The sequence below is a fragment of the Bacillus salacetis genome (assembly GCF_049177075.1).
Taxonomy (GTDB): domain Bacteria; phylum Bacillota; class Bacilli; order Bacillales; family Bacillaceae_B; genus Rossellomorea; species Rossellomorea salacetis_A.
The window spans coordinates 2,786,135-2,809,146 of sequence record NZ_CP185377.1 but is presented as its reverse complement, the minus strand read 5'-3'; the positions used below and the strand labels follow the sequence as shown (position 1 = coordinate 2,809,146).

General features: G+C 41.2%; 22 protein-coding genes, 1 other RNA gene and 1 riboswitch. Of the genes, 16 read left to right on the top strand and 7 right to left on the bottom strand.

The genetic code is table 11. From position 1 onward, the window contains the following. Nucleotides 1-188: 188 nt before the first annotated feature. Nucleotides 189-674, top strand: a complete 486-nt coding sequence (locus ACOJQI_RS14715) for a YppG family protein (protein ID WP_421379149.1) — start codon at nucleotides 189-191, stop codon at nucleotides 672-674. Nucleotides 675-720: 46 nt separating this feature from the next. Here the strand turns inward: ACOJQI_RS14715 and ACOJQI_RS14710 are convergent, their stop codons facing one another. Further along, nucleotides 721-1,167 (bottom strand): Hsp20/alpha crystallin family protein, encoded by a 447-nt coding sequence (locus tag ACOJQI_RS14710; RefSeq protein WP_421379147.1) that lies wholly within the window; start codon nucleotides 1,165-1,167, stop codon nucleotides 721-723. A 137-nt stretch (nucleotides 1,168-1,304) separates the two neighbouring features. Between ACOJQI_RS14710 and ACOJQI_RS14705 the strand changes: the two genes are divergently transcribed. From ACOJQI_RS14705 to ACOJQI_RS14655, 11 genes are all read left to right on the top strand, one after another. Further along, complete coding sequence (locus ACOJQI_RS14705) at nucleotides 1,305-2,090, top strand: alpha/beta fold hydrolase (protein WP_421379145.1); 786 nt, start codon at nucleotides 1,305-1,307, stop codon at nucleotides 2,088-2,090. 101 nt (nucleotides 2,091-2,191) lie between these two features. Then, entirely contained in the window at nucleotides 2,192-4,465 is a 2,274-nt protein-coding gene (locus ACOJQI_RS14700) for a DEAD/DEAH box helicase (protein ID WP_421379143.1), read from the top strand. 11 nt (nucleotides 4,466-4,476) lie between these two features. Further along, a complete protein-coding gene (locus ACOJQI_RS14695) occupies nucleotides 4,477-5,730 on the top strand; it encodes a ribonuclease H-like domain-containing protein (protein WP_421379141.1) in 1,254 nt (417 codons plus the stop codon). 603 nt (nucleotides 5,731-6,333) lie between these two features. Next, complete coding sequence (locus tag ACOJQI_RS14690) at nucleotides 6,334-6,648, top strand: CotD family spore coat protein (RefSeq protein WP_421379139.1); 315 nt, start codon at nucleotides 6,334-6,336, stop codon at nucleotides 6,646-6,648. A 127-nt stretch (nucleotides 6,649-6,775) separates the two neighbouring features. Then, a complete protein-coding gene (locus ACOJQI_RS14685) occupies nucleotides 6,776-7,333 on the top strand; it encodes a DUF1273 domain-containing protein (RefSeq protein ID WP_421379136.1) in 558 nt (185 codons plus the stop codon). 70 nt (nucleotides 7,334-7,403) lie between these two features. After that, nucleotides 7,404-7,706: a cell division regulator GpsB gene (gene gpsB, locus ACOJQI_RS14680; RefSeq protein WP_421379134.1), complete on the top strand. Its 303-nt coding sequence runs from the start codon at nucleotides 7,404-7,406 to the stop codon at nucleotides 7,704-7,706. Between the two features lie 72 nt (nucleotides 7,707-7,778). Then, nucleotides 7,779-8,163, top strand: an RNA gene (rnpB, locus tag ACOJQI_RS14675) — RNase P RNA component class B. 227 nt (nucleotides 8,164-8,390) lie between these two features. Beyond that, entirely contained in the window at nucleotides 8,391-9,530 is a 1,140-nt protein-coding gene (locus tag ACOJQI_RS14670; RefSeq protein WP_421379132.1) for a THUMP domain-containing class I SAM-dependent RNA methyltransferase, read from the top strand. A 131-nt stretch (nucleotides 9,531-9,661) separates the two neighbouring features. Further along, a complete protein-coding gene (locus ACOJQI_RS14665; RefSeq protein ID WP_421379130.1) occupies nucleotides 9,662-9,847 on the top strand; it encodes a hypothetical protein in 186 nt (61 codons plus the stop codon). A 157-nt stretch (nucleotides 9,848-10,004) separates the two neighbouring features. After that, a complete protein-coding gene (locus tag ACOJQI_RS14660) occupies nucleotides 10,005-11,912 on the top strand; it encodes an ATP-dependent DNA helicase (protein WP_421385479.1) in 1,908 nt (635 codons plus the stop codon). 140 nt (nucleotides 11,913-12,052) lie between these two features. After that, a complete protein-coding gene (locus ACOJQI_RS14655) occupies nucleotides 12,053-13,567 on the top strand; it encodes a carboxypeptidase M32 (protein WP_421379128.1) in 1,515 nt (504 codons plus the stop codon). Nucleotides 13,568-13,616: 49 nt separating this feature from the next. Here ACOJQI_RS14655 and ACOJQI_RS14650 read toward each other — a convergent pair whose 3' ends face one another. The 5 genes from ACOJQI_RS14650 to istA all read right to left on the bottom strand — a co-directional run bounded on the left by ACOJQI_RS14650 (nucleotide 13,617) and on the right by istA (nucleotide 18,271). Continuing rightward, on the bottom strand, nucleotides 13,617-15,257 hold the full coding sequence (locus ACOJQI_RS14650) for a b(o/a)3-type cytochrome-c oxidase subunit 1 (protein WP_421379126.1): 1,641 nt from the start codon (nucleotides 15,255-15,257) through the stop codon (nucleotides 13,617-13,619). A gap of 1 nt (nucleotide 15,258) precedes the next feature. After that, entirely contained in the window at nucleotides 15,259-15,738 is a 480-nt protein-coding gene (locus ACOJQI_RS14645) for a cytochrome B5 (protein WP_421379124.1), read from the bottom strand. 19 nt (nucleotides 15,739-15,757) lie between these two features. After that, nucleotides 15,758-15,907, bottom strand: a complete 150-nt coding sequence (locus tag ACOJQI_RS14640) for a cytochrome c oxidase subunit 2A (RefSeq protein ID WP_421379122.1) — start codon at nucleotides 15,905-15,907, stop codon at nucleotides 15,758-15,760. A 226-nt stretch (nucleotides 15,908-16,133) separates the two neighbouring features. Further along, nucleotides 16,134-16,859 (bottom strand): IS21-like element helper ATPase IstB, encoded by a 726-nt coding sequence (gene istB, locus ACOJQI_RS14635; RefSeq protein WP_421379120.1) that lies wholly within the window; start codon nucleotides 16,857-16,859, stop codon nucleotides 16,134-16,136. Continuing rightward, nucleotides 16,856-18,271 (bottom strand): IS21 family transposase, encoded by a 1,416-nt coding sequence (gene istA / locus ACOJQI_RS14630; protein ID WP_421379118.1) that lies wholly within the window; start codon nucleotides 18,269-18,271, stop codon nucleotides 16,856-16,858. Before istA ends, istB begins: the two co-directional genes overlap by 4 nt. Nucleotides 18,272-19,134: 863 nt before the next feature. Continuing rightward, nucleotides 19,135-19,236, top strand: a riboswitch (purine riboswitch). Nucleotides 19,237-19,352: 116 nt separating this feature from the next. Here istA and ACOJQI_RS14625 point away from each other — a divergent pair. The 4 genes from ACOJQI_RS14625 (at nucleotide 19,353) to ACOJQI_RS14610 (ending at nucleotide 22,377) form a co-directional block, all read left to right on the top strand. Beyond that, nucleotides 19,353-19,937: a xanthine phosphoribosyltransferase gene (locus ACOJQI_RS14625; protein ID WP_421379116.1), complete on the top strand. Its 585-nt coding sequence runs from the start codon at nucleotides 19,353-19,355 to the stop codon at nucleotides 19,935-19,937. Beyond that, a complete protein-coding gene (locus ACOJQI_RS14620; protein ID WP_421379114.1) occupies nucleotides 19,934-21,229 on the top strand; it encodes a nucleobase:cation symporter-2 family protein in 1,296 nt (431 codons plus the stop codon). Before ACOJQI_RS14625 ends, ACOJQI_RS14620 begins: the two co-directional genes overlap by 4 nt. A gap of 165 nt (nucleotides 21,230-21,394) precedes the next feature. Further along, the gene (locus tag ACOJQI_RS14615; RefSeq protein ID WP_421379112.1) at nucleotides 21,395-21,526 is read left to right on the top strand and encodes a hypothetical protein; all 132 of its coding nucleotides are present in this window, start codon (nucleotides 21,395-21,397) and stop codon (nucleotides 21,524-21,526) included. Nucleotides 21,527-21,606: 80 nt separating this feature from the next. Then, nucleotides 21,607-22,377, top strand: coding sequence for an SDR family NAD(P)-dependent oxidoreductase (locus ACOJQI_RS14610; protein ID WP_421379110.1), 771 nt, complete (start codon nucleotides 21,607-21,609; stop codon nucleotides 22,375-22,377). A gap of 73 nt (nucleotides 22,378-22,450) precedes the next feature. Here the strand turns inward: ACOJQI_RS14610 and ACOJQI_RS14605 are convergent, their stop codons facing one another. Then, the gene (locus ACOJQI_RS14605) at nucleotides 22,451-22,909 is read right to left on the bottom strand and encodes a chemotaxis protein CheX (protein ID WP_421379108.1); all 459 of its coding nucleotides are present in this window, start codon (nucleotides 22,907-22,909) and stop codon (nucleotides 22,451-22,453) included. Nucleotides 22,910-23,012: the final 103 nt, after the last annotated feature.

The window sequence follows — 23,012 nt, the reverse complement described above, 5'->3', positions numbered from 1 at the left end:
CAAGCCTATACTAACATGGATTCCTGATATTTAAAGTTGTAAGAAAAATGTAACTTCCGACAAAAAAACTGCTCTTTGTCGAAAGATGTTAAACTCCATTTATCATGTGATCGAACCGGGCATCTGCACATTTTTCTTGCTGAAACATACTTTATAGCAGAGATTCCTTTGTCAGGAGGATGAATGGAATGTATTACAATAATATAAGAAGAGTTCCAATGCATCGATATAACGGAATGCAAGCCGGTTACCCGGGATCCATACCTGTTTCGCCTTATGGAAATCCACATCAATTCCAGCAAATGCAGTATAGTGCCCCCCTTCCTTACGGTTATGGGAATGGTTACCCAAATCAGCAGGGGAATTACGGAGTGTATTCACAGCCTTCTTCTTTCAGCAATCAGTATTTTCAGAATCCGCTGCAGCCAGAGGAAACAAGTTATTATCAACAAGGAAACTTTAATGAGTACCAGGGTCTGACTAATCCTTACCCTAAAGGAAGTTTTATGGTTAAACCACAGTCTTCCGGTATGGGTACGATCATGAATTCATTCAAGTCACAGGACGGTTCATTGGATTTTAACAAAATGGTCAATACAGCAGGACAAATGATGAGTGCAGTGAACCAGGTCTCAAGCATGGTGAAGGGGCTCGGAGGAATATTCAAGGTATAAAATCTTAAAAGGAGAAGCTCAGGGGCACGCCCCTGAGCTTCTTTTATTAAAGTTCCACTTTTTTTCCTCTAAGTTTACCGAGCTTAAGCGTCAATAAGCCGTCTTCATAAGCCGCCTTGACCTTTCTCTCATCCACCATGCCCGGAAGCGGGATGGTTCTTGAATTATGCTGTTTGAGCTGCTTGTGAAAAAAGACATTGGATTTTTCATCTTCTGAAGTGTGGATTTCATGATTCTGGACAGAGATGGTTACATAGTTTTGAAAGACATCGATATCTATCTGCTCTTTTTTGACACCCGGAAGCTTTGCAGTAATCGTGTAGTTATTCTTTGATTCTTTCAAGTCCACGGGAAATCCTCCGAACGGAAAAGGAGAGGAGAAGAAATCATCAATGCTTTCCAGTATTCCCCGGACAGGTTTCTCTTGAAAGAATGAGTCCATTAATTCACCAAATTTTGGCCGCTTTTTATCAGGCAGGTTACCATCCATCATACTTGTCTCCTTTCAGACCATTTTCACCAACCATTCTATGTAGGTTGAAGGAGAAGTGTGTTACTGACTATCTACGTTTATACGATTTCCTTAAGGGCAATATAAAAAATAGATTCTGTATAAGGGTGGGGTTAGTTATGGATACTCAGCGTGTCGGAATAAATGAACTTGCATTTAAAGATCATGGCGAAGGGCAAACGGTCATTCTCTTGCATGGATTCTGCGGAAGCTCGGACTATTGGGAAAAAGTCATGCCGCTCCTGGACCAGTACCGGGTAATAGCTGTCGACCTGCGGGGGCATGGAGGATCCGGAATTCCGGAAGGCGGCTATTCTATTGAAGATATGGCTAAAGATGTTAACTACTTCATGGATCAGAAACAATTGAAAGATGTATATATGTTCGGTCATTCACTTGGAGGATATGTGACATTGTCCTTTGCAGAAAAATTTCCTGATAAGCTGAAGGGTTTTGGATTGATCCACTCGACCCCATTGCCTGATGATGAAAAAGCCAAAGATAAAAGAACGGAATCCATAAAAAAAATAGATTCCGAGGGGATGGAATCCTTCATAAATGGACTGGTTCCAAATCTGTTTAATCAGGACAAGATTGAGGAATTGGATGATGAAATAAATAAAGCAAAAGAGATTGGCTATAACACAAGCCCTGCAGGGGCGAAGGAAACATTGAAAGCTATGCGCAGCAGGGGGGACTTACGGACAGTAGTGAAAAACAGCGGTGTCCCGGTCCTGCTGGTTGCAGGGGCCAACGATTCAGTAGTGCACCAGGAAAAGACATTTGCAGCTGATGGGGACCATGTTAAGAAGGTAGTCCTGGAAAGATCAGGGCACATGGGAATATATGAAGAGCCTGAAAAGCTAGCAATGGAGATAAAATCTTTCATAACAGAAAACCAATAAGATGAATGCCGGGTAAATTGGCTCAGCCAATTATTACCTGGCATTTTTTTCTCTTTTTCTTCGAACGTTTATTCGCTAGAATAAAGAGAGAGGTGAAAAGCATGCTTCGTAAAAGAAATTTGCAAGAAATGATAGAACAATTACAACGTCAGTCAGAGCATAAAGGACAAATTGTCCATTGGCATACTATAGAAGAAAAAAAAGCACAGCTGAAAGAACTGCCTGAACGAATTCATCCCAAGCTGAAATCAGCTCTGGAAAAACGGGGAATCGAAAAACTTTATACCCATCAGGCAACTGCATTTGATACTGCTATGAGCGGCAGGAGCTTCACGGCTGTTACACCGACAGCATCAGGAAAAACACTCTGCTATAACCTTCCTGTTCTACAGACCATACTGGAAAACAAGAATACAAGGGCGCTGTATATCTTTCCAACCAAGGCATTGGCCCAGGATCAAAAAAGCGAAATCAATGAGATCATTGCTGAAGCGGATGCGGCCATCAATAGTTATACATATGACGGGGATACTTCTGCCAACATCCGGCAGAAAGTAAGGAAGGCTGGCCATATCGTCATTACAAACCCCGATATGCTTCATTCAGCGATTCTTCCGCATCATACTAAGTGGGTGTCACTTTTTGAAAATTTGAAGTACGTCGTCATTGATGAACTTCACATTTACCGGGGGGTTTTTGGAAGCCATGTCAGCAATGTAATCAGAAGGTTGAGAAGGATCTGCAGATTTTATGGAAGTGATCCAATTTTCATCTGTACATCGGCAACGATAGCAAACCCTAAAGAGTTGGCTGAAGGCCTTACAGAAAAAGAAATGACCCTGATTGATAATAATGGTGCACCGAGCGGCAGGAAACATTTTGTGTTCTATAATCCTCCGATTGTCAATAAGCCATTGAACATCAGGAGAAGTGCTACTTTAGAAGTGAGAGATATTGCGGGTTCGCTTCTGAAGAATAAAATTCAGACCATCGTCTTTGCCAGAAGCAGGGTCAGGGTGGAAATCATTCTTACATACCTGCAGGAATTGGTGAAAGCCCAGCTTGGTCCGAAGTCCATACGGGGTTATCGCGGCGGCTATTTGCCGACACAGCGGAGGGAGATTGAAAGAGGACTTCGCAATGGGGAGATTTATGGGGTTGTCAGTACCAATGCCCTTGAACTTGGAGTGGACATCGGCCAGCTGCAAGTCTGCGTCATGACCGGATATCCCGGTACCATTGCCAGTGCCTGGCAGCAGGCTGGACGGGCAGGGAGAAGGCAGGATGAAGCCCTTGTCATCATGGTGGCTAGTTCCAGTCCATTGGACCAGTACATTATCGAGAACCCTCAATACTTCTTTGAAAACTCACCCGAGACAGCGCGGATAAATCCGGATAATTTGATTATCCTTATCGATCATTTGAAATGTGCTGCCTATGAATTGCCTTTTACTGAAGGAGAGCAATTTGGCGGATTGGATATAGAAGATATTCTTGATTTCCTTTCAGAGGAAAGAGTTCTTCATAAAAATGGTGAAAAATGGTACTGGATGAATGACTCATTTCCAGCTCATAACATCAGTTTGCGATCGGCTTCCCAAGAGAATGTCATCATTATCGATCAAAGTGATATAGCAAATGTGAAGGTCATTGGGGAGATGGATAGATTTTCAGCCATGACCCTTCTCCATGATGAAGCTATCTATCTCCATCAAGGTATACAGTACCAAGTGGAATTACTGGATTGGGAAGAGAAAAAAGCTTTTGTCAGGGAAGTGGATGTCGATTATTTTACAGATGCCAATCTCGCTGTCCAGCTGCGTGTGCTCGAGGAAGATAAATCCAAGGGCAGCGAGACGGCTGAAACAGCTTATGGAGATGTCACTGTGCAAGCGATGGCAACCATCTTTAAAAAGATCAAGTTTGATACACATGAAAATATCGGCTCTGGCCCTATCCATCTCCCGGAAGAGGAACTGCATACGAATTCCACATGGGTATCGTTAAAGAAAGAGATTGAGCTTTCTACTGACCGGATTGAACAGGGATTGATCGGTCTCGCACAAAGTTTAAAGGCGATTGTGCCCTTGTTCGTTATGTGTGATCCAAGCGATGTATTCGTCGTTCCTCAAGTGAAAGCAGCCCATAATGAAAAGCCCACCATCTTCATTTATGACCGCTATCCAGGTGGAGTCGGGCTAAGTGAAAAGGTCTTTGACCAAATGGATGAAATCCTTCAAGAAGCAAGAAGGATGATTTCCAGGTGCAGATGTGAAAATGGCTGTCCGTCTTGTATCGGTACAGATATTTCATCAGAGGAGGCAAAAAACGACGCTGTAAGATTGCTTGATATGTTTCTGCAAAGCCAGCACTAAAGATAGGAGGGGTGGAGTTGTCATTAAAAAACAAATTGAATCGCATGAAGAATCATATTGTAAGGGAACCAATAAGTTCTGCGCCAAAACAGCCTGAGCCTGATAAAGATATTGAAATTCCTTATATGGCCGCTTGGTCGAGCCATGGTGTCAGACCTTATTATTTAGATGAAGATTATTGTCTCATCCGGGAAAAAATATATAGTTTGTCGGATTTCCACGGTAAGTACCAGCTGGGAAGTTTAAGGGAGGCGGTTCAGGCGTGGAACCAGTTTCAAGGAACTCACCCCTTGTCCGCTAATGGCTTGGCTGCCGAAGACTTATTTTTCTTTGACACAGAAACAACTGGACTTGGAGGAGGGACGGGCAATACGATTTTTCTCCTGGGTTATGCAAGGGTTGAACAAGATAAACTTATTCTCAGACAGCATATCCTTCCCCAGCCGGGCAGTGAAATCCCTCTGTATCACAGTTTTCTGGAAAAAGTGGACTATAACACACTGGTAACTTATAACGGGAAAGCATTTGACTGGCCTCAGGTGAAGACAAGGCATACTTTGATCAGGGAGCATGTCCCCAAGCTGCCTTCATTTGGACATTTTGATTTATTTCACGGCAGCAGAAGGCTTTGGAAATCGCAGATGGATTCTGTCAAATTGAGTAATGTCGAGAAAGAAATTCTTGATTTTCACCGTACAGATGATGTTCCGGGCTACTTAGCTCCCATGATTTACTTTGATTATGTTGAACGAAGAGATCCTGAAGGAATGCTCAAAGTGCTCCTTCATAATGAACTGGATATCCTTTCACTGGTTGTTCTTTATGCCCACCTGAGTTTTCAAATCCTAGGGGTGGACTCGACTCAAACCTCAGGCGAAAAACTACTGGTCGGAAAATGGTTTGATTATCTGGGGGATAAGGAACAAGCCATTGCCAGGCTGGAACAATTGGTCAGTGAAGAAGTTGGAGAAGAAACTATTGCTGCAAAGCACTCCTTGGCTTTCCAATATAAACGTTTAAAAAAATATAGTAATGCATACGACTACTGGCTGGAGGTACATGAGAGCGGTCCTGCGGAATTAAGGGTGGAGGCCTGTGTTGAATTGGCCAAGCTTACAGAGCACCAGTTCAAGCAGCTGGAGAGAGCTATGATGTTTAGCGAAAAAGCCTATGAGGAAATGAACAAAAGAGCAATTAAAAATGAAAAGATTTTAATGGAGCTGGAGAAGAGAATACAAAGGCTTGAAAGAAAATTAGCGAAATAACAACAAAATAATGAAAATTTCCCGGGCAACCGCATTATTCGCTAACCTTCTTATGGGTTGTCGAAAAAAGGAAGAAAGGGTATCTGGACTGAATCTTCCAGGTAAGTATGGAAAACGAAGCGGTAATCATGGTAGTATTTCTTCTTCTAAATGTTAACGACAAACAACTGTCACTTTATCCATTAATTTCTTATTGAGGAATCCTTTGTCCTTTTGTAAAATGTTGAATTGTGTTGAAATTCGCAGGCTGCTGCTGTTCAGTTTCTTATAAAGCAGCCATTGCAGCCATACAGATTCTAATTATAGGATAGGATGAATGTTGATGAGTAGAGCTTTGGTTTTTCTGTTTTTTGTTGTCATATGCTTAACCGCTTTCATATTTTCAAGCATGAAGGACGGTTCTTATACGTTTCTCTGATCATTTAGTCAGACAATGAGACCGCTTGTAAGCCTGATAAACTGAATCGGCAAGAGGGATTTTTGATTGGAATCCAGCTTATTCAGGCTGTATTCCTTAAAAATAGGTGTTTGCATTAGTACATGTTCCCTCCTTTCATCATAGGCTGTTAATGTAACGAGATAAAGATGAAAGGAGAAATTAATATGCATTGCAGACCAAGACCTAATCAAGTTCTTCCGACCGTTATGCATCCAACAAAATGCTGTACAGTGAATAACTTTTCAACGTATGAAGTTCCTCATGTTCATCCGCAGCATACAACGATCGTAAATAATCAGATGTATCAGCATAAGCATTATTTCCCGCAAACTCAATCAATGGTGGATAGCGTTTCCCATCAGCACTTCAACTGCGGACCTGGACCAGGAGGCGCACCGGGACCCGGCCCAGGCGGACCTGCTGGCCCTATGGGACCAATGGGCGGACCTGGATTTGGACCGTATGGACCAGGAAGATAATGTGAAGGAAAGAAAACAAGGGCACAGTGTGTCCTTGTTTTTTTATTTATCAGGTCCGCTTTGTTTACAAAGAAGATAGAATTGATTATAGTGTAAACAATATCTTCAATGGCAAGGAGGTCTGCGAGTGGGTACGGTTGCAGCTGTAACTGGATATAAATCATTTGAATTAGGTATCTTTAAAGAAGATGAACCAGCATTGAAGTATATTAAGGCAGCGATTCAAAAACAGCTCGAATCCCTTCTTGAAGAAGGCCTTGAATGGGTATTGATCAGCGGACAGATAGGGACAGAGCTTTGGGCAGCAGAAGTAGTTTTTGATCTGCAGATGGAGTATCCTGATTTGAAGCTTGCCGTCTTGACTCCTTTTTTGAATCAGGAAGAAAAGTGGAGTGATAATAACAAAGAGTACTATGAAATGATCATCTCTCAAGCTGATTTTGTGGACAGTGTGTCCAAACAGCCATACACCAATCCTGCTCAGTTCCGGAACAGAGATCAGCTGTTTTTACATAAGAGTGATGCTGTCATCATATTATATGATGAAGAAAAAGAAGGTTCACCGCAATATTTTTTCAGATCAGCGAAGGAATACAAGGAAAAACACGCACTGGACATAAGGCAGATCAGCTTTATGGACCTGCAGTGGATAGTGGAAGAGGAACAATTCAATTCCATTGATTAAAAGAAAATTGACAAATTAGGTTTTTTTTGAAAAAATATACTTGATGTTGGTTGAATTTAGAGGTGAAAATATGATAGCTGATAAAGTGAAATTAACCGCAAAAGATATACTTGAAAAAGAATTTAAATCAGGAATGCGCGGCTACAAACAAGAAGACGTTGATAAATTCCTGGATTTGATCATCAAAGATTATGAAACATTCCATCAGGAAATTGAGGATCTGCAGCAGGAGAACCTGCGCCTGAAGAAACAGCTCGAGGAATCCAACCGCCGTGCTCCTTCTCAGCAGCAAACGGGTACGACGAATTTTGATATTCTAAAAAGACTGTCCAATCTAGAAAAGCACGTATTTGGAAACAAATTGTACGATTGATCCTGGAAGATAATACCGCTTGTACGTTCCTGAATACTTCTGTATAATTACTTCTTGGATATACTAATAATAACATTCGGGTAATCGCTGCAACGCTTGTTGTAGAGGAAAGTCCATGCTCGCACGGTGCTGAGATGCCCGTAGTGTTCGTGCCTGGCCAATTCATAAGCCAGGGCAGTCTGCATTTGCAGATTGACGGCAGGGAAAACACCTAAGTCCTTGTGATATGGTGTGAATACCTTGAAAGTGCCACAGTGACGGAGTCTTGCAAGAAATTGCAAGAGTGGAACGAGGTAAACCCCACGAGCGAGAAACCCAAAATATGGTAGGGGCACCTTCTTTGAGGAATTCAACGAGAAGAAGGACGAAACAGCTGTTTCGTAGATAGATGATTGCCGCCGGAGTACGAGATGACCCATCGTTTGCAGTACGAAGGAACAAAACATGGCTTACAGAATGTTATTATGGGGATTAATAATTGACTAAAGACGCTCTCCTATCATTAGGAGGGCTTTTGTTTTGTGTGGATCTTTTTTTTTTGCAGATTCTTTTATATTATTCATGGTCTAACTGTTGCTTAAAGTTGTCTCCAATGGTTACACTTAGAAATGAATATAAAAATACATAAGGCAAAGCTGTATATGCAGTTTTGAAATAGATTTTGGATAAGTTAGGGTGAATTTAATGAGATTTAAATTAATTGCGACTGCAGCGATGGGGCTTGAGGCTTTGGTGGCGAAAGAAGTTAGGGACCTTGGGTATGAATGTGAAGTAGAGAATGGAAAAGTCATATTCGAAGGAGATGAAAAAGCAATCGCGAGGGCAAATATGTGGCTGAGGACAGCAGACCGCATAAAGATTCTTGTTGGTGAATTCAAGGCTTTCTCATTTGATGAATTGTTTGAGAAAACCAAATCTCTTCCATGGGAAGATTATCTGCCGGTAGATGCACAGTTCCCGGTTCAGGGAAAATCGGTGAAATCCAAATTGTACAGTGTTCCGGACTGTCAGGCGATTGTCAAGAAAGCCATTGTTAACAAGCTTCAAACTGCTTATAATCGTACGAGCTGGCTTGAGGAAAGCGGAGCCGTATTCAAGTTGGAGGTAGCTATCCATAAAGATACAGCTTCCTTGACGATCGATACCAGCGGTCAGGGCCTTCACAAACGCGGGTACCGTATCGGGCAGGGAGAGGCCCCCCTTAAAGAAACGCTGGCTGCGGCGCTGATTCAGTTGACAACCTGGAATCCGGACAGGCCATTTGCAGATCCTTTCTGCGGATCCGGTACTATCCCAATTGAAGCAGCCTTGATAGGGCAAAACATTGCTCCTGGTTTCAACAGGGAATTCCTCTCTGAAACATGGCCATGGATGTCTGATAAGATATGGGATGATGTCAGGATGGAAGCGGAGGATGTCGCTAAATATGATCAGCCGCTTGATATAATGGGGACTGATATAGACCATAGAATGGTGGAAGTCGCAAAGAATAATGCGTTTGAAGCGGGTCTTGGAGATCTGATTCAATTTAAACAGATGCAGGTGAAAGATTTCCATAGTGATAAAAGCTATGGGGTCATTGTCGGAAATCCTCCTTATGGTGAAAGGATCGGCGACAGACCTGAAGTGGAACAAATGTACAAAGCGATGGGAGAAGCATTCGAAAAGATGGAAACCTGGTCTAAATATATCATGACCTCCCATGAAGAATTTGAAGAATTCTATGGAAAAAAAGCCACGAAGAAAAGAAAATTATTTAATGGATTTATCAAGACTGATTACTATCAGTATTGGGGGCCGAGACCTCCTAGAAAAGAACAATAAATGATGAAGAGCCGCCTGGCATAAGGTGGTTCTTTTTTTGATAAAATTGGTTGAACAATCTTCTGCTTAGTCATATAACCTGAAAAATCTGCGTATAATACTCAATATACAATTTCGAGGAGTGAATCGCAGTGCGTCAATCGTCTATAGACTATAATCGTATTTCGAAGGCATTACAGTCTACGATCGATTTAATTGAAGAGGAAAAATTGAAAATGGACAGTCAGGTTATGGGAGGATTGATGTCTGCCAAGGATGACCTGACAAATGCCCTTGCTTATGAACTTTTTTACAGTAACCCGCGGAATCAATCATAGTTGAGAAACGTTAAAAATGAGGCAGCAGATAGAAAACGCAAGCAGTGGATGCTTGCGTTTTCTGCTGTTGAAGTTTAAAATTAATTACTTATGGTTTGTTTTTAAGGTTATTTATAAACTAGATTTGATAAATAGATACATTTGAAAGTTGGAGGAAATTATGAGAGGGAAATTACCATTTGCATTATCACGGGAGCAGTCTTTTTATGAAGGACTTGGCGACTGGATAGGAGACGTCTTTTATGATATTCTCCCGGAAAAAGGATTCGAACTGCGTGATGAACAAATATATATGGCTTTTCAGGTTTTAAAAGCCTACAAAGATAAAAAAGTAATGTTTGCCGAAGCCGGAGTAGGGACGGGAAAAACATTGGTTTATTTACTTTATGCCCTGGCTTATGCACGGTATACCGGTAAACCTGCTATTATTGCATGTGCGGACGAAACGTTGATTGAACAGATCGTCAAAAAAGAAGGGGATATAAGGAAAATTGAGCAAGCCCTGAATCTTAAGGCAGATGTCCGGTTAGCAAAGTCGAGAGAACAATATCTGTGTCTCCAGAAGCTTGAATCAGAAATGCTTGAGGACGACAAGTTCATGGATATACACAGTACCCTGCCGGAATTCGTCCATGGTAAATCCTCCATGACAAAATATCACCGGTATGGTGACAGGAAAGAGTACAGCCAGCTTACTGATAAAGAGTGGGAAAGAGTAGGGTGGGACAACCTTCAGGATTGCATGTCATGTTCACAGCGCCATCGATGCGGACAAACCCTGAACAGGGATCATTATCGTGAGGCAGCTGATTTGATTGTTTGTTCCCATGATTTCTACATGGAACATATCTGGACCAAGGAATCCAGGATTCGAGAAGGGCAGCTTCCTTTACTCCCTCAAGCAAGTTCGGTCATATTTGATGAGGGCCATTTGCTTGAGTTTGCATCCCAAAAGGCACTCACGTACAGAATTAAAAAAGAAACACTTGAAAGTCTGTTGGAGAAAATGACAGCAAGTGACATGCGTGAAAACACTATGTATCTTATTGAAGACATCATTACCCAAAATGACAGGTGGTTTCATGAATTAAATCAAGCTTCTGATAAGGATGACGATGCTCTCCGCCTTCATGTAAAAAAGACAGAAGCGGTAAAATCAGAAGGGCGCAAGCTTGTGGAACTCATTGATAAGCTTACAGAAGAACTTGTCTTTGAATCTGAAATGTATGTGATGGACGAGTATTTATTGAAGGTGATTGAAGAGTACCTTGAGCAAATACTTTATTCATTAAAACTTTTCTTGGAGGAAAACAAAGGGATCAATTGGCTGGAGACCAATGGAGGTACCGAGACCCTTGTCATCATGCCGAGATTGGTTGAGGAAATCCTCCGCCAGAAAGTATTCAATCAGAAGATTCCATTCATTTTTTCTTCTGCCACTTTGTCAAATAACAAAGATTTTTCCTATTTGGCCAAGAGTCTTGGAATCGACCAGTATGAGTCATTTTCAGTTGATTCACCATTTGATTATGAAGAAAAGATGCTGATTGATATTCCAGAATTTTCTTCGAGCGAAAAAAATGAAAAGCTGCTATACAGCCTGGAAAAAATTAAAGGAAACGAAGGAAAGACTTTGGTTTTATTTTCATCCAAAGGAGAACTTGAAACCTTTAAGAATTACCTGCAGGATAACAATTTGCCTTATCCGGTTTATTTTGAAGGGGATGAGGAAATCAGCTTAACGGTTGAACGATTCCAAAATGAAGTGAATAGTGTACTCTGTTCATATCATTTATGGGAAGGTCTCGATATACCAGGAGAGTCCCTATCGCAAGTATTGATTTACTCGCTTCCATTCCCTCCAAAAGATCCGGTATTCGATGCCAAACGAAACCATACAGCCAACTCTTTTGAAGAAGTTGATCTGCCATATATGCTGCTTCGTTTAAAACAAGGAATAGGCCGTCTCATCAGGACTTCTACTGATGAAGGCAAAGTATCCATAATGGTGGATGAAAGTGAAAAATCATTAATACCGCAAATCAAGGCTGCATTGCCTTACTAAGTGCTATTGCAAATCATGTGGAAGGTACATCCAGCGTATCTTTCACTTCTTTTTTATCCTATTATGCTAAGCCCTTTTACGAGAATTTTTCAGAAAAATATGATAAAATTGTAAAGATGCCAAAGATTAGGGGGAGTAACATGACAACAGAAATTAAAGAGATTGAAAAAGACTTCTTAGAATATGTGAAAAAGATGTCAGCCTACAACGAAGCACTAGGTCTGATTTTTTGGGATTTAAGAACAGGAGCTCCCAAAAATGGAGTTGAACAGCGCTCTGAAGTAATCGGATTGTTATCTTCGGAAGTATTCGAAATGTCAACTAGTGAAGAAATGGCAGCATACATAGCAAAATTATCCGCACATAAAGAGGAATTGCCGGAAATGGTCCTCAAAGTCTTGGAAGAGTGCCAAAAAGAATATGACCGGAACAAAAAGATTCCTGCTGATGAATACAAGGAATACGTTGTCCTTCAATCCAAAGCAGAAAGTGCCTGGGAAGGTGCGAAATCAAATGACGATTTTGATTCTTTCCAGCCGTACTTGGAAAAGCTGGTGGAATTCAATAAGAAGTTTATCGGCTATTGGGGATACGAAGGCAATAAGTATAATACATTGCTCGATATGTATGAGCCTGGGGTTACAGTGGAAGTACTGGACCGTGTATTCGGGGAACTTCGTGAAAAAATCGTTCCGCTTGTCCAGCGTATAAGTGAAAGCAGCAGCAAGCCGAATACAGATTTCATCTTTGAACACTTTCCAAAAGACAAACAGAAGGAGTTCAGCCTTAAGGTCCTTGAGCAGATGGGCTATGATTTCAATTCAGGAAGACTGGATGAAACGGTGCATCCTTTCGCCATCGGTCTAAACCCAGGGGATGTACGGGTTACTACAAAATATGATGAGGGTGACTGGAGAACGGCTGTCTTTGGTACAATTCATGAAGGCGGCCATGCGTTATATGAGCAGAATATTTCAAGCGAACTGACGGGGACACCCCTTGCAACTGGAACTTCCATGGGTATCCATGAATCACAGTCGCTATTCTATGAGAACTTTGTGGGACGAAACTATTCCTTCTGGGAAAAGAATTATTCCCTTCTTAAAGAATATGGTGAAGGGCAATTTGACGAGGTGGAACTGGATGATTTCTACCGTGCCATCAACGAATCAAAACCTTCCTTGATCAGAATTGAAGCAGATGAGCTCACTTACCCGCTCCACATTATGATCAGATACGAAATTGAAAAAGGACTTTTCAATGATGAGATTGAAGTGAAAGACCTGCCTCGAATTTGGAATGACAAATATGAGGAATACTTGGGAATCCGTCCTGAGACAAATGCAAAAGGTGTCCTGCAGGATGTCCATTGGGCAGGGGGTAGCTTTGGTTACTTCCCTTCATATGCATTAGGATACATGTATGCCGCACAATTCAAGCAGGCGATGATTAAAGATATACCAAATTATGATGAATTGCTTCAAAAAGGTGATCTTGCCCCGATCCGTGAATGGATGACAAAGAATGTCCATCAGTGGGGGAAAATGAAAAAGCCGCTTGAAATCCTGACAGAAGTGACAGGTGAAGGGCTGAATGCCTCTCATCTTGTAGAATATCTGACAGAGAAGTATTCCGGAGTATATAAACTCTCCTAATCACCATAAAAAAACAGGCGTCCAATAAATTGGATGCCTGTTTTTGTTACTACCATAATTTAAACCCTTTTGATCCCGGTGGTGCATTTTGAATCATATCTGCAAATGGTATCGTATAGGCTACTAAGATTAGAGCCGTTAAGACCGTCAGCCAGATTTTCCAGTTCTCCAGAACCATCGGTGTTTTTTCAGCTTCATCAGCTGTTTCGCCAATCGGGAATTCCTGCTCGCCTTTCGGAGCAAAGAAAGCCAGGTTGATGAAGATGTAAAGAATCAGGATGATTCCAAGGAAGAGAATCGTTCCGCCGACTGCTTGAGCAATTTGATAAGGAATCCAATCCAGAGCTTGTGGTGCATCACCATATGTTGAAAAAGAAGAACGTCTTGGTGCACCCAATAAGCCTACAGCATGCATGGCTCCTGACATGATACTCATACCGACCGCCCAGGTAACAGCTTGAACAATCGCAAGTTTATTCATCGCTTTGGTAAGGACACGTCCTGTTAAATGAGGGACAAGCCAGTAAGCGATACCGAAGAATGTCAATACTACCGATGTTGCCAATGTTAAGTGGAAATGGCCTGTTACCCAAATTGTATTATGAACAACTTGGTTCATTTGGTTGGAAGCGTTGATCAGTCCACCAGCACCGGCAGGTATGAAAGCGACCATACCGATGAAAGGAACGCAGAACCTCGCATCACACCAAGGAAGTTTTTTAAACCAGCCGAACAATCCGGTTGCCCCTTTTGATCGCCCGTACATTTCAAACGTCGCAAACAGGGAGAAAGCTGTCATCAAGGATGGAATCACAACCATGAATGTCAAGACAACCTGCAGGAATTTCCAAGATGCATCGATGCCTGGTTCCACCAATTGATGGTGAAAACCAACTGGGATTGAAAACAGCAGGAATAAGATAAATGACATCCTTGCCAGGGAATCTGAGAAAATCTTACCGCCAATGACCTTAGGGATGATAACATACCATGCCATATAAGCAGGCAATAGCCAGAAGTATACCAGCGGGTGGCCGAAGTACCAGAATAGAGTACGGCTGATAAGAACATCTACTTCTTCAACCAGTCCAAGAGACCAAGGAAGAAGCTGGAATAATACTGTTCCTGCTACACCCAGAGTAGCCACAATCCACAAAACCATATTAATGATGGCCATGAATGTCAACAGAGGGCTGGGCTGACCAGGGTGCTGCTTACGCCAGTGGATATATTCGGCAATCATCGCTGCCCCGCCTATCCAGCTTCCCACTACAACGAACGTTAAACCCAGATAGAAAATCCAGTGTGCTTGAAGAGGTGCATAAAATGTATAAAGGACGGTTGCTTCATTTAATAGGATCATGGTCGCAGCCATCGCTGTCCCAATAAGCATTACCCAAAAACCAATCCATCCGGTTGTTCTCGAACCTTTACGGTAAGTCCCTGAAGTCCGGGAAATAGCTGCGTGTTGAAAACCAAGAATAAAGAATGTAGTAAGTACAAGTCCTAATAAAACACCATGAACCGTTAATACCTGATAGTAGCCAATATTTGCCGGAAGAGTGAATCTTCCTGAACGAACCAAAACCTGGAGCAAACCTGCCAGCCCGCCTAGAGCCAGTGCTATGAATGCAACATATATGTGAGCCATTGCTAAACGTGAATCTTTTCGATCTACTGTAGAAAGCATCTTATTCCACCACCTTAATCATTGTCTTCATAGTATGATGACCGACCCCGCAGTACTCATTACATAACACGAGGTATTCACCAGCTTTGTCAAAAGTGGTTACATATTCACTGATGAAGCCGGGTTCAAGCATCATATTAATATTGGTTCCTGCAACTTGGAAACCGTGAACCACATCTTTCGTTGTCGCGATAATCTTAACACGTGAATTTAGAGGGACATTGATTTCCTCACCGGAGTAGTAAAAGAAAGCTGAGCCAACTACTACCAGTTCGTAATCCCAATCTTTCCCTTCCACCTTTTTTAACCCGGGCTCATTGAATGGAGCTACTTGATCCACCTGCTCAGGATCAATATAAGCTTGAGCACTTGGGGGTGTATGCCCTGAATGAAACGCGCTGATACCTAAAATAATTAAGAAAATGACAAGAGACCCAGTACCTAAAACAAGCCACCATTTTTCGTAACGGTGCATATGCATAAAAATCTTCCCCTTCCACTTAGAAACGATCTATAAAAATGTAATAAACACCAAACCAGCTGAGAATTAGAAACAGCCCGAGAAACAAAACTGAAGCCAAGGTTCCTTTCAATGATGAAGAATCTTCAGTCTTTGCCTTTGGTTTATGATTCAATTGTGGATTTGCCATGAGGCTCACTCCTTTCCAATTCGTAACATTTTCTTGTTATCTTTATAATAGGGATGATCAAACATTCTATCTGTGATAAATATCACACCAGGAAGGAAAATTGTGAAAGAAATGTGAATGTAAGAACAAATATATTTAGGAAGTAAGTAGTTCAGTTTGTATTTTGCAAGAAAAAAGTGCAGAATAGCGCAAAGAATTTTGCAGATTTTTGCCACCCTATTACGAATCACTTTGCCTTTGACAAGGCATTGGAAAGCCTGTAGCTTCCTCCATTGAAAGTTAAAACATGAGCGTGGTGAATCAAACGATCCACCAACGCAGCTGTAAGTCTAGAATCAATAAAAATTCTGTTCCATTGGCTAAACTCCAGGTTTGAAGTAATGATTAAGCTTTTTTGTTCATACCAATCAGCGATTAGCTGAAATAGTAACTCTGAACCTTCTTTGCTAAAGGGTAAGTAACCCATCTCATCTAATATGATCAATTCTACCTTTTCGAATTTCTTCCTAAAAGAAGGCAATTTATCATGCTTTAACGCCTGTTCCAGTTGCTCAATAAGGTAAGACACACGGTAAAACCTAACTTCATATCCCTTCTCGCATGCTTTTCTTCCTAACCCTGTTGCTAAATGAGATTTCCCTGTTCCAGGGGAACCGATTAAAACGACATTTTGCTTTTGCCTAATAAAATCTAGACTCATAAGACCTTCTTTATCAATATGAGAAGGGAATCGGATCCTCTCGTTCCACTCATAATTAGATAGATTCTTTGAGTCTAGAAATTTTGCATTTTTAATTAGACGTTGAACCTTCGCTTGCTCCCGCAATCGAAATTCCTCTTTAAACAGAGCTTCTAAATATTGAGAAGGGGAATCAAAGGAAATCGTTTCGTAAATTTCTGATATATAGGCTAACCTCAATGACTTACACATAGAACGAATAGAATCACTCATGATTGTTCACCCCTTTCTAGAGGAGCCAGGGAATCATATTGAGACCAGTCTAGCCCGAAGGGGTTCTCATTCTTTCCAGAAATTAAATCGTAAAATTCCTCATTAATTCTCTTCATGTCATGGGTCACTAGTAAATTTACGATTTCCTCTAATCGTTCCTTACGGACTAATAGGTCTTCAACCATTAAATACTCAGATACTCGTCCAGGTAAGTATTTTTGATATCTTGAGTAAGGTACTACTCTTGGTTTCCGGATCCAATCCTTAAATATAGAAATCCATGGAATAGCTCGTTTTTTGTTCATGTAAGGTCTGTAATCTTCTAAGAGAATTTCACCTTCAGGTGAGACAGCTTTGAATTTATCCCATGAAAGCACAAAGTAAACGAATGGATAGTTAGCTGCTTTTGGAATATGTACAAGGGTATTATCCAGCTTGGCTTCATTAAATTTATTGACATTGGTTTCAACCTCTTTAAATACTGGATATTCCTCCACAGGTAATTCTAATAAGAAGCTTTTCTCCTTATTCCATAGATCTTCAATCATTACTTCTTTTTCATAATGGAGTCTTTGTCTGTCATTTTCTAATTGAACACGAAGTGTTTCTGTTAAATCTTCAAAACTGGTCATAACTGGTGATGTTGTAAAGAAGTTGTATCGAATATATCCCACTTTATTCTCTACACTTCCTTTTTCATGGCCACTGCGAGGATTACAAACTTGCACTTCAAAGCCATAGTGATTCTGGAATTGGATAAATGCGTCCGTTAACTTTGCCTCTTCAGTCTTTGACCTTACCTTCTTTACTGCCGGTGTTAAGTTATCAATCCTGATTTTTCTCGGTACTCCTTTTGTTTGGTTAAATAAAAGTTTAAGCCCTTGAAGGAAACACTCTTGATTCTCTGATGGCAGTGCTACAGCGAAAGCTGCATTGCTATGTGGATAGGACATAACTAAGACATGAGTGTCAATAAAGTCCCCATCTTTAACAACTTCCATTATTCCGAAATCTACTTGTGCTTCACTTGGAGGATGTTCTAAACGATCATGGCCCTTATCGATTTCTGCATTATGGCTGTTTTCCCAATCGGAAATAAAGTAACAAACGGTCCGGTAGGACCCTTTAAAACCAAGGGTCTGTAATTCTTTAAAGATATGTTTCTTCGTTCTACGCAACTTCATCTTTAACTTGCTATCTTCAAAGAGCCAATCAGAGACAATCTCTCCCCACTTTTCAGTATGCATCATTCCCTTAGGCTGATTAATCTTTGATTTAGGCAATTGATCATCATCTGCATACTTCTTAGCTGTCCTCCAGTTAATTCCTAGAGTTTCCTTGATTTTTGATATAGATAGTCCTTTTTTGTTTCTTAGGTGTTTGATACAATTAATATCAGACATTGCTAGCATCCTTTCTACCTCCACTAATAAATTGCTCGACACAATTAATTTAGTGGGACTTGGGGTGACTGGCAAGTCTTTTTTTTATGCACATAAAATTAGTGCAGGACTCTGCATTTTTCCTTAGCAAAGCTCTGCACTTTTATTTTGCAATAAACAGTTCAGTTTGTAAAAACAAGCTTTGTACCCTTAACTGAACTACTTTTTTTATATGAAACCAAATACTAATCTGCATCCTGATTCTTTATGTAAAGTGGAACTAAAACTAGCAATTTTATGGAAAGAAGATGGTAAGATGAAGTTGAGGGAATGGATCATTATGGAGAAGGATAGTCGACGATCCATAAAATAAGGGAAGATTTTTCCCTTAAATTGCAAAAATGGCTGATTGAGCGATAAATAAGGGAAGATTTTTCTCTTATTTCTGCTACAGCACCCCATTTTTCGTGATTTTCATATAAATAGCGGAAAATATTTCCCTTATTTTCATCAGCTCATGGTGCTGTTTCTTGTGGCCGATAAAATCTCGATCTGGGTGGGACCACCTATTGAACAAACTGGGATGTAACTTGAAGAAAAGCCATTTTGCAAACAGTAATATTTGATGAACATATGAAGGAACAGGTTATAACCATAATGGACAAAATCAGTTATGTTGATGATTTGCTTTATACCAATAAAAATAGCATACGATTAATGGGGTAAATTCGTCTGGTGAGGCTTTGGAATTTTACGGTTTGAACCTCTAAAGTGAACGGCTTAATTTATGAAGGATGTTATATTTACGAATATTTATTGCTGATAATTAATTATCGTTCGTATTAATTCGAAAAAAAGGGTTGAAATTTAAAATTTTACTGATATACTATTAAATAAATTAAATATCACTTACTCATATAATCGCGGGGATATGGCCCGCAAGTTTCTACCGGACGACCGTAAATTGTCCGACTATGGGTGAGCAATGGACGGAATGGTTTTCACTCTGTTTTTCTTTGGTTTTTTTAAAGCTCAATGGCATTGTCTCACTCATTGTGAGTGTGATGCCCTTGAGCTTTTTTTGTTGAAGGGCGGAAGGAGGAGAAATGGAATGAAAAGATTAGAAATGAAAATCATCGAAGAGGGAAGCGTATTATCTGATTCAGTTCTGAAAGTTGATTCCTTCTTGAACCATCAGGTTGATCCTGTATTGATGAAAGAGATTGGTGAGGAATTTGCAAGACGGTTTAGTGGAGCAGGCATCACTAAAGTGATTACGCTTGAATCTTCCGGGATCGCCCCTGCTGTCATGGCTGCTTTGACAATGAATGTTCCGCTTGTCTTTGCAAGAAAACGTAAATCTCTTACTTTGCGGGAGGGATTACTGACTGCAGAGGTGTATTCCTTCACTAAAGAAGAAACCAATACAATTGCCATATCTGATAAATACATAGAAAAAAGTGATACAGTTCTTATCATCGATGACTTTCTGGCCAATGGACAAGCGGCAGAAGGTTTGATTAAAATCGTTTCTCAGACCGGAGCTGCCATTGCCGGTATAGGGATTGTGATTGAAAAAGCATTCCAGGATGGCGGAAAACTCCTCAGAGAAAAAGGGTATAAAGTTGAATCCCTTGCGAGAATTCAATCCTTAGAGAATGGAAATGTGGAATTTTCAGAGGAGGCATTAGTATGAAACCCTTAAAACTATCGACGTTAGCCATTCAGCATGTCCTCGCCATGTACGCCGGGGCCGTCATTGTTCCTTTGATTGTCGGAGGAGCACTGAGTCTGACAGGCGAACAGTTAACCTACTTGGTTTCTATTGATATATTGATGTGCGGTGTGGCCACAATTCTGCAAGTTTGGAAGAATCGTTTCTTCGGTATCGGCCTTCCAGTAGTGCTTGGATGTACGTTTACAGCTGTCGGTCCTATGATAGCAATCGGAGGGCAGTTTGGGATTCCTGCAATCTATGGGGCAATCCTGGTGTCTGGTTTATTCGTTATGTTGATATCCGGTTACTTTGGAAAGTTGATCCGTTTCTTCCCGCCAGTAGTTACTGGTTCTGTCGTTACTATCATTGGTATTACTTTGATTCCCGTGGCGATGAATAATATGGCGGGCGGGGAAGGTTCTGCTGACTTTGGATCTCTCTCCAATATCGGCCTTGCTTTTGGGACTCTCATATTCATTATATTATTGTTCCGTTTTTTCAAAGGGTTTGTAAGGGCCGTTGCAATTTTATTAGGTTTGCTGGGAGGAACAGCAGCTGCGGCATTTATGGGCAAGGTAGACTTTTCACCGGTAATGGAAGCTTCATGGTTTCATATGGCCCAGCCATTCTACTTCGGGATGCCTGAGTTTCATCTGACTGCGATTCTTACAATGATTTTAGTTGCAATGGTCAGCCTGGTAGAATCTACAGGAGTTTACTTTGCGCTTAGTGATATCTGTGAGGAAGAGATAGATGAAAATGATGTGGCAAGAGGATACCGTGCTGAAGGAGCAGCCATTGTTCTAGGAGCGCTATTCAACGCTTTTCCGTATACAACATATTCCCAAAACGTCGGCTTGACCCAGTTATCCGGTGTTAAAACAAAAAACGTCATCTATTTGACTGGAGGCATGTTGATGGCTCTTGGCCTGGTTCCTAAGATTGGAGCTCTTACAACCATCATCCCTTCTGCAGTATTGGGCGGAGCCATGGTTGCTATGTTCGGCATGGTGGTCGCTTACGGAATCAAAATGCTTGGCCGTGTGGAATTCAATTCACAGGAGAACCTCCTCATTGTTGCATGTTCGGTCGGTATGGGAATGGGCGTAACCGTTGTGCCAGACATGTTCAGCCAGCTGCCTGGAAGCTTGCAGATCCTTACCAGCAACGGAATTGTAGCAGGAAGCTTGACTGCCATCATCCTGAACATCGTTTTCAATGTAAGGAGATCAGAAAGAGCTGTAAGAGTCGTGGAGCAGAAAGCTTCGTGAAGTAAAGACAGATTTGAAGAGCAGCCTCATTTTTGAGGTTGTTTTTTTAGTTGATCTGCGTAAAGAACCAGAGGGATATTGAGGTCCCATTTGTGAATTATTTCCTGACACTAACTCCATTCTCCTAACATATTATAGAAGCAACGAGTTCTTGGAGGTTAGAAAATGGAGAAATATTATTGTGAGCAGTGCAGGCGGCTGTTTGAGCAGGATGCCATCTGTGATATCTGCAGATTGGAAACGAAGAAAATAACAATCCATAATCTCTATCAAAAATCCATAAAAAAAGAGGATTAGAGTTTGATAGCAAGCAATCTCCTCATGAAAATAACAGGCTTATGATAAAATAAGGTAAATATTGAAAGGGGGAGATTGTAATGTTTTTACCATCTTTTGAGCTTAAAGGAAAGACAGCGATTGTAACGGGTGCCGGAAGGGGCATCGGGCGGGCTATAGCGATTGGTATGGCAGAGGCCGGTGCGGACGTAGCCCTTTTATCAAGAACAGAAGAAGATCTCAAGGAAACAGCTTCACATATCGAGGGGCTTGGAAGGAAAGCATACATAATCAAGACAGATGTTACATCCAGGGAAGAAGTGGAAAGAGCTGCCGCCATGGTAAAAGAGCAAGCGGGTTCCATTGACATACTTGTCAATAATGCGGGAATGAATATCCGTTCCCAAGCCTTGGACGTTACCGATGAAGAATGGCAGAAAATCATGGATACCAATTTGAAATCAGCGTTCATGATGAGTCAGGCAGCGGGTAAGATCATGAAGGAACAAAACAGCGGGAAAATCATCACGATTGCTTCGGTTGCAGGACATGTTGCACTTCGAACAGGCGTAGTGTATGCTGCAACAAAGGCTGCATTGATTCAGATGACAAAAGTCCTTGCATTCGAATGGGGTAAGTATAATATCAATGTAAACAGTATTGGACCATGGTATTTTAAGACCCCGCTCACTGAAAAGCTTCTTCAGGACGAGCAGTATGTGAATGACATTTTGGCTGTCACACCCCTTAATAGGGTTGGTGAACTGGAAGAGCTTGTCGGTCCTGCTGTTTTCCTTGCTTCATCTGCTGGAAATTATGTAACAGGGCAGACTCTCTTCGTCGATGGTGGTATGACGATCCAAGGTTTTTAATGGTTATGAATAACAAAGAGAGAAGGCATGCGAATGTTGATTCGTATGTCTTCTCTCTTTGTCATGGTGTTGATTATGCCTGGTCCACCATGATGATAATTATGAATTCGCCAATATTTTCTATTGCTATGGGAAGCTTCAATGCCCTGTCAAACCCGGATAGTTTTGATTCGCCAACGATGACTGCCGGCGGAGTAATATCCATTGAATGACCGAGTTGGGAAATCTGGGTGGAAAGGTTGCCTGCAATCATGTTGCCTAGTTCTCCAGCAAAGGATTCAAGCATTTCACCTTCAAGCGGCATGCCGAACATGGAAGCGGCCAGGCCTTGGAAATCTTGAATATCCCCATCAAGGATAATCTGGCCCCGAATATCACCGGTAAGTCCAATCAAAACACCGATTTTCTGCTTTCTCACCGGCTCTGAAACCAGAGTTGGCTGATCAACTTTTACAGGGAGGGGGAAGACCGATTTAATAGATTGAATCGTTCCATTCAAAATATCGGTAACACTTTTTGTTGTTGTCGTCATGTCGAATCCTCCAATAATTTGTTTCTTGGTGTCTATAATTCTTTTATCGGTGAGAATTATAATCTGTTTAGACTTTGTATAAACAAATATGAATGAATTTTAA